This is a genomic window from Pseudomonas trutticola BRTCR10 (genome assembly GCF_056155105.1).
The window spans coordinates 2,970,286-2,985,853 of sequence record NZ_CM149552.1 but is presented as its reverse complement, the minus strand read 5'-3'; the positions used below and the strand labels follow the sequence as shown (position 1 = coordinate 2,985,853).

General features: G+C 61.7%; 11 protein-coding genes. 8 read left to right on the top strand and 3 right to left on the bottom strand.

Going from position 1 to position 15,568, the window contains the following annotated elements; translation table 11 throughout:
- The first annotated feature begins 223 nt into the window (after positions 1 to 223).
- From ACVVH8_RS13410 to ACVVH8_RS13375, 8 genes are all read left to right on the top strand, one after another.
- A complete protein-coding gene (locus tag ACVVH8_RS13410) occupies positions 224 to 1,381 on the top strand; it encodes an efflux RND transporter periplasmic adaptor subunit (RefSeq protein ID WP_103305036.1) in 1,158 nt (385 codons plus the stop codon).
- Positions 1,382 to 1,396: 15 nt separating this feature from the next.
- A complete protein-coding gene (locus tag ACVVH8_RS13405) occupies positions 1,397 to 4,495 on the top strand; it encodes a multidrug efflux RND transporter permease subunit (RefSeq protein WP_475230738.1) in 3,099 nt (1,032 codons plus the stop codon).
- A 134-nt stretch (positions 4,496 to 4,629) separates the two neighbouring features.
- Positions 4,630 to 5,271 (top strand): DUF1345 domain-containing protein, encoded by a 642-nt coding sequence (locus tag ACVVH8_RS13400; protein ID WP_103305038.1) that lies wholly within the window; start codon positions 4,630 to 4,632, stop codon positions 5,269 to 5,271.
- Positions 5,272 to 5,424: 153 nt separating this feature from the next.
- On the top strand, positions 5,425 to 6,453 hold the full coding sequence (locus tag ACVVH8_RS13395; RefSeq protein ID WP_283246372.1) for a LacI family DNA-binding transcriptional regulator: 1,029 nt from the start codon (positions 5,425 to 5,427) through the stop codon (positions 6,451 to 6,453).
- A 156-nt stretch (positions 6,454 to 6,609) separates the two neighbouring features.
- On the top strand, positions 6,610 to 7,392 hold the full coding sequence (locus ACVVH8_RS13390) for a sugar phosphate isomerase/epimerase family protein (protein WP_475230736.1): 783 nt from the start codon (positions 6,610 to 6,612) through the stop codon (positions 7,390 to 7,392).
- Positions 7,385 to 8,428 (top strand): sugar kinase, encoded by a 1,044-nt coding sequence (locus ACVVH8_RS13385; RefSeq protein WP_475230734.1) that lies wholly within the window; start codon positions 7,385 to 7,387, stop codon positions 8,426 to 8,428. The genes ACVVH8_RS13390 and ACVVH8_RS13385 overlap by 8 nt, the downstream gene beginning before the upstream one ends.
- Positions 8,429 to 8,486: 58 nt before the next feature.
- Positions 8,487 to 9,785 (top strand): MFS transporter, encoded by a 1,299-nt coding sequence (locus tag ACVVH8_RS13380; RefSeq protein ID WP_475230732.1) that lies wholly within the window; start codon positions 8,487 to 8,489, stop codon positions 9,783 to 9,785.
- 13 nt (positions 9,786 to 9,798) lie between these two features.
- Complete coding sequence (locus ACVVH8_RS13375; protein ID WP_475230730.1) at positions 9,799 to 10,776, top strand: 2-hydroxyacid dehydrogenase; 978 nt, start codon at positions 9,799 to 9,801, stop codon at positions 10,774 to 10,776.
- Positions 10,777 to 11,021: 245 nt separating this feature from the next.
- Here the strand turns inward: ACVVH8_RS13375 and ACVVH8_RS13370 are convergent, their stop codons facing one another.
- The 3 genes from ACVVH8_RS13370 to ACVVH8_RS13360 form a co-directional block, all read right to left on the bottom strand.
- The gene (locus ACVVH8_RS13370; protein ID WP_103307419.1) at positions 11,022 to 12,209 is read right to left on the bottom strand and encodes a pyridoxal phosphate-dependent aminotransferase; all 1,188 of its coding nucleotides are present in this window, start codon (positions 12,207 to 12,209) and stop codon (positions 11,022 to 11,024) included.
- Positions 12,210 to 12,250: 41 nt separating this feature from the next.
- On the bottom strand, positions 12,251 to 13,876 hold the full coding sequence (locus ACVVH8_RS13365) for a methyl-accepting chemotaxis protein (RefSeq protein ID WP_475230728.1): 1,626 nt from the start codon (positions 13,874 to 13,876) through the stop codon (positions 12,251 to 12,253).
- 344 nt (positions 13,877 to 14,220) lie between these two features.
- The gene (locus tag ACVVH8_RS13360; protein WP_475230726.1) at positions 14,221 to 15,363 is read right to left on the bottom strand and encodes a glycerate kinase; all 1,143 of its coding nucleotides are present in this window, start codon (positions 15,361 to 15,363) and stop codon (positions 14,221 to 14,223) included.
- Positions 15,364 to 15,568: the final 205 nt, after the last annotated feature.

Here is a 15,568-nt window from a genome sequence, read left to right as displayed (position 1 = left end):
GCTCTCACAGAGACTTTGATGTGAACACCACCAATCACTGTGGGAGCGGGCTTGCCCGCGATAGCGATATATCTGTCGCAATAAATTTCAAGGGCTTAAGGATATACGCCCTCGCCCGTCCCTGAGTAAAACCCTTACACAATTTCACACAGCGCCTACAAAGCTTCACCGCTACTCTCGGCGACTGCCCGTAGGATGCGGGCATCAATATTGGGGGTAGTAAATGTCGAACAAACTGCTGGCCGGGCTCGGCCTGATTGCCATGGCGCTGACGCTGAGCGCCTGTGACTCTTCTTCGAACGCCGAAGAGCAGGCACCGCCAGCCACTGTGCGCACCGAGACCATCGAAGCCCGCCCCCTGTCGATCAGCAGTGAACTCAGCGGCCGCATCGCCGCGCCGCGCATCGCCGAAGTGCGCGCCCGGGTTGCCGGTGTGGTGTTGCAACGCACCTATCGCGAAGGCAGCGACGTAAAAAAGGGCGACGTGCTGTTTCGCATCGACCCGGCACCGTTCAAGGCTGACCTGGACAGCGCCGAAGCGGCGTTGCGCAAGGCCGAAGCCAATGCGTTCCAGGCAAAGCTGCAAGAGCAGCGCTACGCCCAGTTGATCGACGACAAGGCGATCAGCGCTCAGGACTACGACAACGCCCGCGCCAATGCCCGGCAAACGGCGGCCGATGTCGCCGCCAACAAGGCCGCCGTGGAGCGGGCGAAGCTGAATCTGGGTTACGCCACCGTCACTGCGCCGATTTCCGGGCGCATCGGTCGCGCGCTGGTCACCGAAGGTGCGCTGGTCGGGCAGAACGAAACCACGCCGCTGGCGCTGATTCAGCAACTCAACCCGATTCACGCTGACCTCACCCAGTCGACCCGCGAACTCAATGAACTGCGCCGCGCCTTCCGTTCCGGGCAGTTGCAGGAAGTCGGGCAGGATCAGGTCAAGGCCACGCTGATTCAGGATGACGGCAGCCTCTATCCGTTGCCGGGCAAATTGTTGTTCAGCGACATCACCGTCGACCCGGGCACCGGCCAGATCATTCTGCGCAGCGAATTCCCCAACCCGGATCTCGACCTGTTGCCCGGCAGCTTCATCCGCGTGCGTCTGGAACAGGCCACGATTGCGCACGGGATCACCGTGCCGCAACGCGCCGTGCAACGAGACAGCGCCGGCGTCGCCCAGGTGCTGACTGTCGACGAGCAAATGCGCGTTGCCGAGCAGCCGGTGCAACTGGGCGCGGTACAGAACAATCGCTGGATCGTCACCGGCGGCCTGAAACCGGGCGACCGCATTGTGATTGAAGGCCTGCAACACGCCCGCCCCGGCGAGAAAGTCCAGATTGACGACACCCCTCTTCCACTTGCCCAGACCTCTGGTCAGTAAGCAGGACGCTTTTATATGCCGCAGTTCTTTATCGACCGCCCGGTGTTTGCCTGGGTGGTCGCGCTGTTCATCCTCTTGGCCGGTGCGCTGGCCATCCCGCAATTGCCGGTGGCGCAGTACCCCGATGTCGCCCCGCCACAAATCGAAATTTATGCCGTGTACCCCGGCGCTTCAGCGCAGACCGTCGATGAAAGCGTGGTCAGCCTGATCGAGGAAGAACTCAACGGCGCCGATCACCTGTTGTATTTCGAATCGCAAAGCAGCCTGGGCAGCGCCACGATCAAAGCCACGTTCCAGCCGGGCACCAACCCGGAACTGGCGCAGGTCGATGTGCAAAACCGCCTAAAGGTGGTCGAGTCGCGTCTGCCACAAGCGGTGAATCAGCAGGGTTTGCAGGTAGAAAAGGTTTCCTCCGGCTTCCTCTTGCTGATCAGCCTGACGTCCAGTGACGGCAAGCTCGACGACGTCGCGCTCAGTGATTATCTGGCGCGCAACGTGATGAACGAGATCAAGCGTCTCGACGGTGTCGGCAAGGCGCAGTTGTATGGTGCCGAGCGGGCCATGCGCATCTGGATCGACCCGCAGAAACTCATCGGCTTCAACCTGACCCCGGCTGACGTCAACGCCGCCATCGTCGCACAGAATGCGCAGGTTTCGGCCGGCAGCATCGGCGATCTGCCGAACCCGTCCAGCCAGGAAATCACCGCGACCATTCTGGTCAAAGGCCAGTTGTCGACACCGGAAGAGTTCGCCGACATTGTGCTCAAGGCCAACCCCGACGGCTCTACCGTGCGCGTCAGCGATGTGGCGCGGGTCGAGATCGGCAGCCAGGAATATCAGTTCGGCACCCGTCTCAACGGCAAGCCGTCCACTGCTGTTGGTGTGCAGTTGTCGCCGGGCGCCAACGCGCTGAGCACCGCGACACTGGTGCGGGCGAAGATGGACGAACTGTCGCGCTACTTCCCGGCCGGCGTGGAGTACAAGATTCCCTACGACACTTCGCCCTTCGTGAAGGTCTCGATCACCAAAGTGGTTTACACCTTGGGCGAGGCGATGTTGCTGGTGTTTGCGGTGATGTTCCTGTTCCTGCAAAACGTGCGCTACACGCTGATCCCGACTCTGGTGGTGCCGGTGGCGTTGATGGGTACTTTCGCGACCATGCTGGCACTGGGTTTCTCGATCAACGTGCTGACCATGTTCGGCATGGTGCTGGCCATCGGTATTCTGGTGGACGACGCGATTGTCGTGGTGGAGAACGTCGAGCGGATCATGGCCACCGAAGGCCTGTCGCCCAAGGAAGCCACGCGCAAGGCGATGACGCAGATCACCGGTGCGATCATCGGCATTACGCTGGTGCTGGTGGCGGTGTTCATTCCGATGGCCTTCATGCAGGGTTCGGTCGGGGTGATCTACCAGCAGTTCTCGCTGTCGATGGCGACGTCGATTCTGTTCTCGGCCTTCCTCGCCCTGACCTTGACTCCAGCGTTGTGCGCAACGCTGCTCAAGCCGATCGGCAAGGGTGAGCATCACGAGAAATACGGATTCTTCGGCTGGTTCAACCGCCGCTTCGAACAACTGACCAATCGCTATCAGGGCTGGGTCGGTTACGCGCTGAAACGCACCGGGCGCTATCTGCTGATTTACGTCGTGTTGCTGGTCGGCCTGGGCCTGTGCTTTGCGCGTCTGCCCTCCTCGTTCCTGCCGGTGGAAGATCAGGGTTACACCATCACCGATATTCAGCTGCCGCCGGGCGCGACCAAGAATCGTACGGTGGCCGTGGCTGAACAGCTTGAGGCACATAACGCCAGCGAGCCGGGAATCAGCGACAGTGTGGTGATTCTCGGTTTCAGCTTCTCTGGCAGCGGGCAGAACGCCGCGTTGGCATTTTCGACGCTGAAGGATTGGTCGCAGCGCGGCAGCGATGATTCCGCCAGCTCGATTGCCGACCGTGCCAATATCGCCCTGAGCGAGATAAAAGACGCCATGGCCTTCTCGGTGCTGCCGCCGCCCGTGGACGGCCTCGGTACGTCGAGCGGTTTCGAGTTCCGTTTGCAGGATCGCGGCGGCCTCGGTCACGCGACGTTGATGCAGGCACGCACGGAATTGCTCGCGGCCGCCGAGAAAAGCCCGGTGCTGATGAATGTCCGCGAAAGCGCACTGGCCGAAGCACCGCAGGTGCAACTGGAAGTGGACCGCAAACAGGCCAATGCCTTGGGTGTGTCGTTTGCCGAGATTGGCAATGTGCTGTCCACCGCTGTGGGCTCGGCGTACATCAACGACTTCCCCAATCAGGGCCGGATGCAGCGTGTGGTGGTGCAGGCTGAAGGCGATCAGCGCAGTCAGGTCGATGACTTGCTGAAAATGCACGTGCGCAACAACGCCGGAAAAATGGTGCCGCTGTCGGCATTCGTCCAGGCCAAATGGATTCAGGGCCCGGCGCAATTGACCCGTTACAACGGTTATCCGGCGATTGCGATCTCCGGCGAGCCAACGCCGGGCCATAGCACCGGCGAGGCCATGGCCGAGATTGAACGTCTGGTCGCGCAGGGCCCGAAAGGTCTCGGGCAGGAATGGACGGGCCTGTCGTTGCAGGAGCGTTTGTCCGGCAGCCAGGCGCCGATATTGCTCGGCCTGTCCCTGCTGATCGTGTTCCTGTGTCTGGCCGCGTTGTACGAGAGCTGGTCGATTCCGACTTCGGTGTTGCTGGTGGTGCCGCTGGGTGTGCTCGGTGCGGTGCTGGCGGTGACGCTACGCGGGATGCCCAACGATGTGTTCTTCAAGGTCGGGTTGATTACCATCATTGGTCTGTCGGCGAAGAACGCGATCCTGATCATCGAATTCGCCAAGAGCCTGTATGACGAAGGCCACGACCTGATCGACGCCACGCTGCAAGCGGCACGCCTGCGTTTGCGGCCGATCGTGATGACTTCGCTGGCGTTCATCCTCGGTGTGGTGCCGTTGGCCATCGCCACCGGCGCCAGCTCGGCGAGCCAGCAGGCCATCGGCACCGGGGTTATCGGCGGGATGATCACCGCGACGCTGGCGGTGATCTTCGTGCCGGTGTTCTTCGTCGTGGTCATGAAACTCGTAAAACGCTTCACCAAGCACCACTAATCCCTGTGGGAGCTGGCTTGCCAGCGATAGCGATGGGTCAGCCAACATCAATGTTGACTGTGCCGCCGTCATCGCTGGCAAGCCAGCTCCCACATGGCTAAGGTGTCTGAACCATCCTGGCCCCTCGAGTCCCCATGCGCTTCCTCGCCCGCACCCATCCTCGCCTTTCCGCCGCTGCCCTGCTCGGCCTTGCCACAGGTCTTCTGGCCCCCGCCGACTCCATCGTCAGCAAAATCCTCATCGGCTGGAACGCAGGCGTCTGGACTTACCTGATCCTGATGCTCTGGCTTACTGCGCGTTCCAAGGCACCGGACGTCAAACGCATCGCCGAAGTCGAAGATGAAAACGCCGGTCTGGTGTTGTTCGTGGTGTGCATCGCCGCGCTGGCCAGTCTCGCCACCATCACCTTCGAACTCGCCGGCAGCAAGGATCTGGAAGCCTCTAGCAAACTGCTGCACTACGGTTTCACCGCACTGACCGTGATCGGCTCATGGTTATTGATCGGGGTGATCTTTTGCGTGCATTACGCCCGCCTGTATTACACATGGGATGGCAAGGAACCCGCGTTGCGTTTTTCCGAAGGCCTGACCACGCCCAACTACTGGGACTTCCTGTATTTCTCGTTCACCATCGGCGTTGCGGTGCAAACGGCCGATGTCGGCGTGGCAACGCGGGACATGCGCAAAATCGTGTTGGCACAATCGTTGATCGGCTTCGTGTTCAACACGGCCATTCTGGGTTTTTCAATCAATATCGCGGCCGGCTTGTTCGGCTGACGAGCGCCTGATCCCGTTGCCGCCCGTCGGCACTTGGGTCGAGCGGAACGATCATTCACTTGACGAAAGATTTGATTCTGGTGTTTCCTGAAACCGGTTTCAGTCACATGTAACGACTGACGCCCTATAAATCCAATAACAAGGTTTCACACCGTGAACGACTTTTCCGCCGCCCAGCGCAGCCGCGTGACCATGCTCGATGTCGCCGAACGCGCCGGTGTTTCCAAGGCCAGCGTCTCGCGTTTCATCGGCGATGACCGCGCCCTGCTCTCCGATGCCATTGCCTTGCGCATCGAGCAGGCGATTGCCGAACTGGGCTATCGCCCAAACCAGATGGCCCGCGGCCTCAAACGCGGGCGTACTCGCTTGATCGGCATGCTGGTGGCCGACATCCGTAACCCTTATTCGATTGCCGTGATGCACGGGGTGGAAACCGCCTGCCGTGCGCACGGCTACAGCCTGGTGGTGTGCAACACCGACCGCGATGACGAGCAAGAGCGTCAGCATCTGGCCCTCCTGCGCTCGTACAACATCGAAGGCCTGATCGTGAATACCCTCGGCCATCACCGTGACGAATTGCATGAATTGCACCGCGAAATGCCGCTGGTACTGGTGGATCGCAAGGTCGACGGGCTCGACAGCGACATGGTCGGACTGAACAACCCGCAGGCCGTGGCAATGGCCCTCGCCCATCTTGAGCAGCGTGGCTATCGCGATGTGCTGCTGGTCACCGAACCGTTTGACGGCACCAGCTCGCGGATCGAGCGGGTCAGCAGTTTTCAGACGCAGGTTGCGCAGCGTTCCGGGTTGACCGGGGCGGTGCTGGAAACGGGCGACGATCTGGCCATTCACCTGCAAACTTTTTTAAACACTCCAGGGCCGGGGCCGAAAGCGCTGTTTTGCGCCAACGGTGTGGCGGCGCTGGCCGCGACTCATGCCTTGCGCAAGATCGGCTCGCAGTTGTTTGAGGATGTCGGGCTGATTGCCCTGGATGACCTGGACTGGTATCCGTTGGTGGGCAGCGGGATTACGGCGCTGGCCCAGCCGACGCAAGAGATTGGCGCGCGGGCGTTCGAGTGTTTGCTCAGGCGACTGCGGGGAGATGATAAGGCGGCGCGGGTGCTGGATTTTGCGCCGGTGCTGGTTGAGCGTGGGTCGACCTTGAGATTTTTCGCTGATTGATCTGACGTCATCGCTGGCAAGCCAGCTCCCACAGTGTCCGTGGCGCACACAAAACCTGTGGGAGCTGGCTTGCCAGCGATGAGGCCCAAAAGAACACCATAGAAACATCTAAAAAAATTTGAATAAAAATGAAACCGGTTTCAGAGGTACACAACAATGAATAAACCTGCCGTTTCCATCAGCCTGTCCAGCTACGGCGCCGAGCTTGTGCGCCAGCGCGGGCAAGACTTTTTTATCGATGTGCTCGCCGCTGCCGGCGCCGATCGCATTGAATGGCGCGAAGAACTTCTAACCCGGGAAAACCCCGCGCAATTGAGCGAAGCCACCGCCGCGCTGGGCCTGCAAAGCATCTATTCGTCGCCGACCGAACTGTGGCTCGCCGGCCAGTCACGCGCTAATCCCGAACTGATCACCGCCCTGCAACACGCCGAGACGTTTGGCTCGAAGTGGCTGAAAGTCTCGCTCGGCTATTTCACCGATAACTCTGATCTGTCAGCCCTGAAACAACTGCTCGACAGCAGCCCGGTGCAACTGCTGGTGGAAAACGACCAGACCTTGCACGGCGGCCGCATCGAACCGTTCCAGCGCTTCTTCACGGCGGTAGAACAGCACAGCCTGCCGATCAAGATGACCTTCGACATCGGCAACTGGCAGTGGCAAGACCAGTCCGCCGCCAACGCCGCCCGCCTGCTCGGTCGCCATGTCGGCTACGTGCACTGCAAGGCTGTAGCCCGGCGTGCCGACGGCAAACTGGTGGCGACGCCGCCGGACGTCAGCGACCTGCATCTGTGGGAACAACTGCTGCGGCACATGGCCCAAGGCGTTATGCGTGCGGCCGAGTATCCGTTGCAAGGTGATGATCTGGTCGCGTTGACCCGCGAACACGTCGCCACCCTCGCCCGTCTCGGCCAATCCCGTCTGGAGCCTGCCCATGTCTGAGATCGATATTCTGTCGTTTGGCGAAACCATGGCGATGCTGGTGGCCGAGCAATGCGGTGACTTGGCGCGGGTCGAGCAATTCCACAAGCGCATTGCCGGTGCCGATAGCAACGTGGCGATCGGCCTTTCACGCCTGGGTTTCGATGTCGCGTGGCTGAGCCGGGTGGGTAACGATTCCCTAGGCCGTTTTGTCGTCGACACCTTGACCCGCGAAGGGCTGGATTGCTGGCACGTTGAGGTCGACAACCAACACCCGACCGGTTTCCAGTTCAAATCCCGCACCGACGATGGCAGCGATCCGCAGGTCGAGTATTTCCGCCGCGGTTCGGCGGCCAGTCATCTGTCGCCGCAGTCGATCAATGAAAGCCTGCTGAGCGCCCGGCATTTGCACGCCACCGGGATTCCGCCAGCGCTGTCGGCCTCGGCGCGGGAGATGTCGCTGGAGCTGATGACGCGCATGCGCCATGCCGGACGCAGCGTGTCGTTCGACCCTAATCTGCGCCCGAGCCTGTGGGCCAGCGAGCGCGAAATGATCAGCGAGATCAACCGCCTCGCCGCCCTCGCCCACTGGGTTTTGCCGGGGTTGAGTGAAGGTCGTTTGCTCACGGGTTTCGAGGACCCGGCGGACATCGCCGCGTTCTATCTCGATCAGGGCGCCGAAGCGGTGGCGATCAAGCTTGGGCCGCAGGGCGCCTATTACCGCACGCAGCTGGATCAGGGCTTTGTCGCCGGTGTGCCGGTGGCCCATGTCGTCGATACGGTGGGCGCGGGTGACGGCTTTGCGGTGGGGATGATCAGTGCCCTGCTGGAGCAGCAGAGTTTTGCCGAGGCGGTGCAACGGGCGAACTGGATTGGCAGTCGGGCGGTGCAAAGTCGCGGGGATATGGAGGGGTTGCCGACCCGATCCGAACTCGTTGCTGAATTCGAGGACGCCATCGCTGGCAAGCCAGCTCCCACAAGGGTTGGTGGTGGACATGCAATCTTTGGCATACCCGAAATCCCTGTGGGAGCTGGCTTGCCAGCGATGAGGCCCTGACAGACCAACGCTTTATTGAACCTGCTGCGACAAAAACAACAAGCTCAGGAGCAACACCATGACAACTGCAACCCTCGCCGCCCGCCGCTGGTGGTACATCATGCCGATCGTGTTCATCACCTACAGCCTGGCGTATCTCGATCGCGCCAACTACGGCTTCGCCGCCGCATCGGGCATGGCCGCCGACCTGATGATCACGCCGGGGCTGTCCTCACTGCTCGGTGCGCTGTTCTTCCTCGGCTACTTTTTCTTCCAGGTGCCGGGCGCGATCTACGCGCAAAAACACAGCGTGAAGAAGCTGATCTTCGTCAGCCTGATCCTCTGGGGTGGCCTGGCCACATTGACTGGCGTGGTCTCCAACGCCTATTGGCTGATCGTCATCCGCTTCATGCTCGGCGTGGTCGAAGCGGCGGTGATGCCGGCGATGCTGGTCTACCTGTGTCACTGGTTCACCCGTGCCGAACGCTCGCGGGCCAACACCTTTCTGATCCTCGGCAACCCGGTGACCATGCTGTGGATGTCGGTGGTTTCGGGTTATCTGGTGCAGCATTTCAGCTGGCGCTGGATGTTCATCATCGAAGGTCTGCCGGCGGTGCTTTGGGCGTTTATCTGGTGGAAACTCGCCGATGATCGTCCGGCCCAGGCCACGTGGCTCAGCGAGCAGGAAAAGCACGATCTGGAAAGTGCCCTCGCCGCCGAACAGGTCGGTATCAAAGCGGTGAAGAACTACGCCGAGGCGTTCCGCTCGCCGAAAGTGATCATTCTGGCGTTGCAGTTTTTCTGCTGGAGCATCGGCGTTTACGGCTTCGTGTTGTGGCTGCCGTCGATTCTCAAGGCCGGCGCGCAAATGGACATGATCGAGGCCGGCTGGCTGTCGGCGCTGCCCTATCTGGCGGCGGTGATCGGCATGCTCCTGGTCTCGTGGGGCTCGGACAAACTGCAAAAGCGTAAACGCTTCGTCTGGCCGCCACTGCTGATTGCCTCGATTGCCTTTTACGGCTCCTACGCGCTCGGTGCCGAACATTTCTGGTGGTCGTACACGCTGCTGGTGATCGCCGGCGCCTGCATGTATGCGCCTTACGGGCCGTTCTTCGCCATCGTTCCGGAGATCCTCCCGGCCAACGTCGCCGGTGGCGCGATGGCGCTGATCAACAGCATGGGTGCGCTCGGTTCGTTCGGCGGCTCGTATCTGGTCGGTTATCTGAACAGTTCCACCGGATCGCCGGGTGCTTCGTACCTGCTGATGAGCGGCGCGCTGCTGCTGTCGGTGGTGCTGACAATTTTCCTCAAGCCCGGCGCCAGTGATCGCGTCGTGGCCAAAGCCGTCGCCACGCGTGCCGTGCCGGCGCATTCCTGAAGAGACTTTTGCCATGAAAAAACACGTCGTGCTGTACAAGAAACTCTCGCCCGCGCTGATGGCGCGGCTGCAAGCACAGTTTGATGTAACGCTGATCGAAAGCCTCGACGCCCAAGGCCTGATGCAACTGCGCGATGCCCTGCCCCACGCCCACGGCTTGCTCGGTGCCAGCCTGAAACTCGACGCCGCGTTGCTCGATCTGGCGCCGCAGCTGGAAGCGATTGCCAGCGTCTCGGTGGGCGTCGATAACTACGACATCGACTATCTGACCCGGCGCAAGATCCTCCTGACCAACACCCCCGACGTGCTCACCGAGACCACTGCCGACACCGGTTTCGCCTTGATTCTGGCCACGGCCCGGCGTGTGGTGGAACTGGCCAACATGGTGCGCAGCGGTCAGTGGCAGCGCAATATCGGCCCAACGCATTTCGGCACCGATGTGCATGGCAAGACGCTCGGAATTATCGGCATGGGCCGGATTGGCGAGGCGTTGGCCCAGCGCGGGCATTTCGGTTTCGGCATGCCGGTGCTGTATCACAGCCAGTCGCGCAAACCGGCGGTCGAAGAGCGGTTTGCTGCGCAGTACCGCAGCCTTGAGGAGCTGTTGCAGCAAGCCGATTTCATCTGTCTGACCTTGCCGCTGACCGCACAGACCGAAAGCTTGATCGGCGCTGAGCAGTTTGCGCTGATGCGCCCGGAGAGCATTTTCATCAACATCTCGCGGGGCAAGGTGGTGGATGAGGCAGCACTGATCGACGCGCTGAGCCAGCAACGGATTCGTGCGGCTGGGCTGGATGTGTTCGAACGTGAGCCGTTGAATCACGACTCGCCGTTGTTGCAGTTTGGCAATGTGGTGGCGACGCCGCATATGGGCTCGGCGACCCATGAGACGCGGGAGGCGATGGCGCGCTGTGCGGTGGAGAATCTGCTGATGGCTTTGGCTGGGGAGAAGCCTTTGAATCTGGTGAACTCATCGGCCTGGCAGGGCTGAGATCTGCATGGCCTGATCTTGCCTCATCGCTGGCAAGCCAGCTCCCACAGATTCTTCAGTGTTCATCAAATCGGTGAACGACACAAAACCCTGGGGGAGCTGCCTGCCTGGCAGGGCTGAGATCTGCATGGCCTGATCTGGCCCCATCGCTGGCAAGCCAGCTCCCACAGATGCTTCAGTGTTCATCAAAACCCTGTGGGAGCTGGCTTGCCAGCGATGGGGCCAGTGAACACGCTGCAAAACCATCAGGCACTGCGCGCCTGTAACAGCTGCGCCGCGCACAGGGCAATCCGCGCACAGGCATCCGCCAGTTTCACCCGGTCCAGCACCAGCCCGAGGCGGATATGTCCCGCCGCACTCGGCCCGAACGCCTCTCCGGCCAGCACCGACACGCCGTAACCTTCGAGCAACCGCTCGGCAAACGCCTGCGCGCCCAATCCGGTCTGGCGCACATCAACCATGACGAACATCCCGCCATCCGGTCGTATCGGCTGCAATCCCGGGCACCCTCGCAAGCGTTCGCACACCAGGTCCCGGCGCAGGCGATATTCCTCGCGCATCTGCGACACTTCCGGCAGGTCTGAAGCCAGCGCGACTTCCGCGGCTTTCTGGACAAAGTCCGGCAGGCCAAACAGCATGCTCAACGACAGATTGACCAGATGTTCGGCCAACGATTTCGGGCCGATCGTCCAGCCGATACGCCACCCGGTCATGGCGTGGGATTTCGACAGGCTGTTGATCGTCGCCGTGCGTTCGGCCATCCCCGGCAGGCTCGCCGGGCTGATGTGTTGGCCTTCGTAAAGGAGTTCGCTGTAGACCTCGTCGCTGATCAGCCACAGGTCATGATGAATGCACAGCGCCGCCAGTTCCTGCCAGATCAGCAGCGGCAGGCTCGCGCCGCAAGGGTTGTTGGGACTGTTGAGCAGCATGGCGCGGGTCTTCGGCGTGATCCGCGCGGCGACATCGGCGGGGTCGACGCGAAAGCCGTTTTCCGGACGCACCGGCACCGGCACAACGGTCGCGCCGCAAGCGCCGAACACCCCTTCATAGGTGACGTACATCGGCTCGGCGACGATCACCTCGTCGCCCGGGTCGAGCAAGCATTGCGCCACCGAATACACCGCGCACTGCGCGCCGGGCATGACAATCACATGATCGGCGTCGACTGCCTGACCGCTGCGTTGCCGGTGGCGTGCGGCAATCAACTGACGCAGCGCCAGCCGGCCACGGACTTCGGAATAATGCGTATCGCCCGCCAGCAGGCTGTCGATGGCGCCGTGGACGATCGGCAGTGGTGTATCAAAATCCGGGTCGCCCACGCTCAGCAGCAATATGTCGACACCCTCGGCGCGCAACTCCAGCGCTCGGTCGTGAATCTGCCAGGCCGCTGCTCCCTCCCCGGCGATTCGTTGGGTCAAGGCTGAATAGCGCATGTACGTCTCCTGATTGCGCAGTCTCCAGCCTTCACCGTATCTCAAATCACGAAACGCGCCACCATGGCGTTCAAATCCACCGCCAGACGCGACAGTTCGTGAGTCGCGGCGCTGGTCTGGTTGGCGCCGGCGGCCGATTGCGTGGCCAGATCGCGGATGTTGACCAGGTTGCGGTCGACTTCACGCGAGACTTGCGCCTGCTCTTCCGAAGCGCTGGCGATGACCAGGTTGCGTTCGTTGATCTGGTGGATCGACTGGGTGATCTGCTCCAGGGCAACGCCGGCAGCGCGGGCCATTTCCAGGGTGGACTGGGTGCGTTGATTGCTCTGCTGCATCGACGAAACCGCTTCACCGGTGCCGTTCTGGATGCCGGCGACCATTTTTTCGATTTCCTGAGTCGACTGCGCGGTGCGATGGGCCAGTGCCCGCACTTCGTCCGCGACCACGGCAAAACCACGCCCGGCCTCGCCGGCACGCGCCGCTTCGATGGCCGCGTTAAGCGCCAGCAGGTTGGTCTGTTCGGCGATGGCGCGAATCACGTCGAGCACTTTGCCGATATCACGACCTTGCGCGGCCAGGCCTTCGATCATTTGCGCGGTGTTCTGCACGTCGTGGGTCATGGTCTGGATCGCGTCGACGGTTTTCACCACTTGATCGCGACCTTCACGGGCGGCGTGGGTCGACTGGTTCGAGGCTTCGGACGTCGACACGGCGTTGCGTGCAACCTCCTCGACCGCCGCGGTCATCTCGTTGACGGCGGTGGCGGCTTGTTCGATTTCGTCGTTTTGCTGTTGCAGGCCGCGAGACGCTTCTTCAGTCACGGCGCTGAGTTCTTCGGCGGCGGCGCCCAGTTGCGTGGCGGAACCAGCGATCTGCTCAATGGTTTTGCGCAGGTTGGTCTGCATCGCGGCGAGGGCGGCGAGCAGGCGCGCCGGTTCGTCCTTGCCGTCGACTTCGATGAGTTTGGTCAGGTTGCCACCGGCGATGGTTTGCGCCGCCTCAACGGCACGGTTCAGCGGGGTGACAATGCTGCGCGTCAGCAACAACGCCAGCAACACTGTAGCGAGCGCAGCGACAACCGCAACGATGACGATGCCAGTGATGGCGCTGTCGTAATGCTCGCCCGCCTGCATGGACGCAGCTTTGGCGTCAGCGGCGTTGATCGCGATCAGTTTGTTGAGCTGCTCGCCCATCTGGTCGGTGCCGTCCTTGATCCGCGTGTTGATCAGGGTGCGCATCTCGTCGAGCTTGTCCTGGCGCGACAGGTCCATCATCTGGTTTTGCGCTTGCAGGTAGTTGTCCAGGGTAGTCGCGAAAGACTGATACAGCGCACGCTCTTCCGGGCCTGCCGGCAGCGCGGCGTAAGCGGCCTGGGCACTGCGTACCTTGTCGACCAATACGCCGATGCGAGTCTGCGCTTCCTGCAACCCGGCGGCCTCGCGATTGACCAGCACGCGGAACGACAGAATCCGCAGGCGCAGGACGTTTTCCGTCACCACGCTGAGCTGCGTCACGCTGGGCAGTTGCGTCGAATCCATGTCGACTGAAGCCTGGCGGATGACCGACATGCGGTTGACGGCGAACACGCCAAGCACGATCACCAGCAAGGCAATAAAGGCAAAACCGAGGAAGGCACGGGGCGCGATATTGAGGTTACGCAAGGACATAGTTGGACTCTCGGAAGATAGAAACTACGAGCATCCATGCCGTGATCACTGACCCGTGTGGCGGGCTTCGGTCCGGCGTCACTGTTATTAGGGAGTTTTGTGCGCGCCTGATCGCTGTATCGGCCAGGCTTTAGGAAGATTGTGGGTCAAGAGCAAATATTTTTCAGGGTGTTACGACAATGAAACATCTTGAAGCTTCTCCGGCTCCTGTGGCGAGGGGATTTATCCCCGTTGGGCTGCGAAGCGGCCCCTTACAATCCTTCAGGCACTTCGCCTACAGGATTGGCGACTGCTGCGCAGCCGATCGGGGATAAATCCCGTCGCCACAAGGTTCTCGGTGCCGTTCAGGACGGGTGTCTGGCCAGCTGCCAGACGCGGGCGATGTCGGTGGCGCGTTCGCGCAGCAAGCGTGGCGCTTCGGCGCAAGCCTTTTCCAGTGTCATCGGGCCGCTGGTCACAGCGAATGCGGCATCGATGCCATGCGCGTAGAGTTCCTGATAACCCTCCCCCAGGGTCCCGGCGATCACGATCACTGGAACCTGCGCCTGCTTGGCAATCCGCGCGACGCCGAACGGGGTTTTACCGCGCAAGGTCTGGGCATCGAAGCGCCCTTCGCCCGTGATCAGCAGATCTGCGCCGTTGACCGCCTCAGCCAATCCGACCAGCTCGGCGACCACTTCGACACCGGCCTGAAACTGCGCGCCGAGAAACGCCTTGGCCGCGAAACCCAAACCACCTGCCGCGCCGCTGCCCGGCTCATCGCGCACGTCTTTGCCCAACGCTTGCGCGCACAGCTCGGCGAAGTGGCCGAGGGCCTGATCGAGTTGTTGGACCTGCACGGGCGACGCCCCTTTCTGCGGACCGAAAATCGCCGAAGCACCGTGGAGTCCGCACAGCGGATTGTTGACGTCGGCGGCGATGTCGAAACGCACCTGCGCCAGGCGTGGGTCCAGCTCGCTCAGATCCAGTCGCGCCAATTGCGCCAATGCCAAACCACCCGGCACCAGCGCTTGCCCTTGAGCGTCGAGCAATTTCACCCCCAGCGCCTGCATCGCCCCGGCGCCGCCATCGTTGGTTGCGCTGCCGCCAATCGCCAGAATCACCCGCTGCGCACCGGCATCCAGCGCCGCACGAATCAGTTCGCCGGTGCCGAAGGTGCTGCTGATGCACGCATCGCGCTGACCCAGCGGCACCAATTGCAGACCGCTGGCCTCGGCCATTTCGATGATTGCCGTGTGGTTGTGCGGCAACCAGCCCCATGCGGCGTCAACCGGTACGCCCAACGGGCCGCGCACGCGGGTGCGGCGCAGTTCGCCTTCACACGCGGCGAGAATCGATTCGACGGTGCCTTCCCCGCCATCGGCCATCGGGCACTTGACCAGCGTGGCCTGCGGCCAGACTTGCGCCAGGCCCAGCGCAATGGCCTCGGCAACGCCTTGGGCACTCAGGCTGTCCTTGAATGAATCGGGGGCGATGACGATTTTCATGCGAATTCTCCTGTTCGAATGCCCTCATGCTGCCAGTCGGCATGCGCATTGACGCCTGTCCGCTGCACAAATGGCGCGGGGGTTTATTGTTCATTTCTACAAAAACCCTGAAATGGATGGCGAATGTCCCGGCCTCATCGCTGGCAAGCCAGCTCCCACAGGTTCAAAGGCGTGCCCAGCATCGAGAGCAACACATAAACCCCTG

Coding starts and splice junctions, on each gene's coding strand:
- ACVVH8_RS13375 (WP_475230730.1), top strand. CDS start 9,799: ATGAAAAAACACGTCGTGCTGTACAAGAAACTCTCGCCCGCGCTGATG.
- ACVVH8_RS13385 (WP_475230734.1), top strand. CDS start 7,385: ATGTCTGAGATCGATATTCTGTCGTTTGGCGAAACCATGGCGATGCTG.
- ACVVH8_RS13360 (WP_475230726.1), bottom strand. CDS start 15,363: ATGAAAATCGTCATCGCCCCCGATTCATTCAAGGACAGCCTGAGTGCC.
- ACVVH8_RS13400 (WP_103305038.1), top strand. CDS start 4,630: ATGCGCTTCCTCGCCCGCACCCATCCTCGCCTTTCCGCCGCTGCCCTG.
- ACVVH8_RS13365 (WP_475230728.1), bottom strand. CDS start 13,876: ATGTCCTTGCGTAACCTCAATATCGCGCCCCGTGCCTTCCTCGGTTTT.
- ACVVH8_RS13410 (WP_103305036.1), top strand. CDS start 224: ATGTCGAACAAACTGCTGGCCGGGCTCGGCCTGATTGCCATGGCGCTG.
- ACVVH8_RS13390 (WP_475230736.1), top strand. CDS start 6,610: ATGAATAAACCTGCCGTTTCCATCAGCCTGTCCAGCTACGGCGCCGAG.
- ACVVH8_RS13370 (WP_103307419.1), bottom strand. CDS start 12,209: ATGCGCTATTCAGCCTTGACCCAACGAATCGCCGGGGAGGGAGCAGCG.
- ACVVH8_RS13405 (WP_475230738.1), top strand. CDS start 1,397: ATGCCGCAGTTCTTTATCGACCGCCCGGTGTTTGCCTGGGTGGTCGCG.
- ACVVH8_RS13380 (WP_475230732.1), top strand. CDS start 8,487: ATGACAACTGCAACCCTCGCCGCCCGCCGCTGGTGGTACATCATGCCG.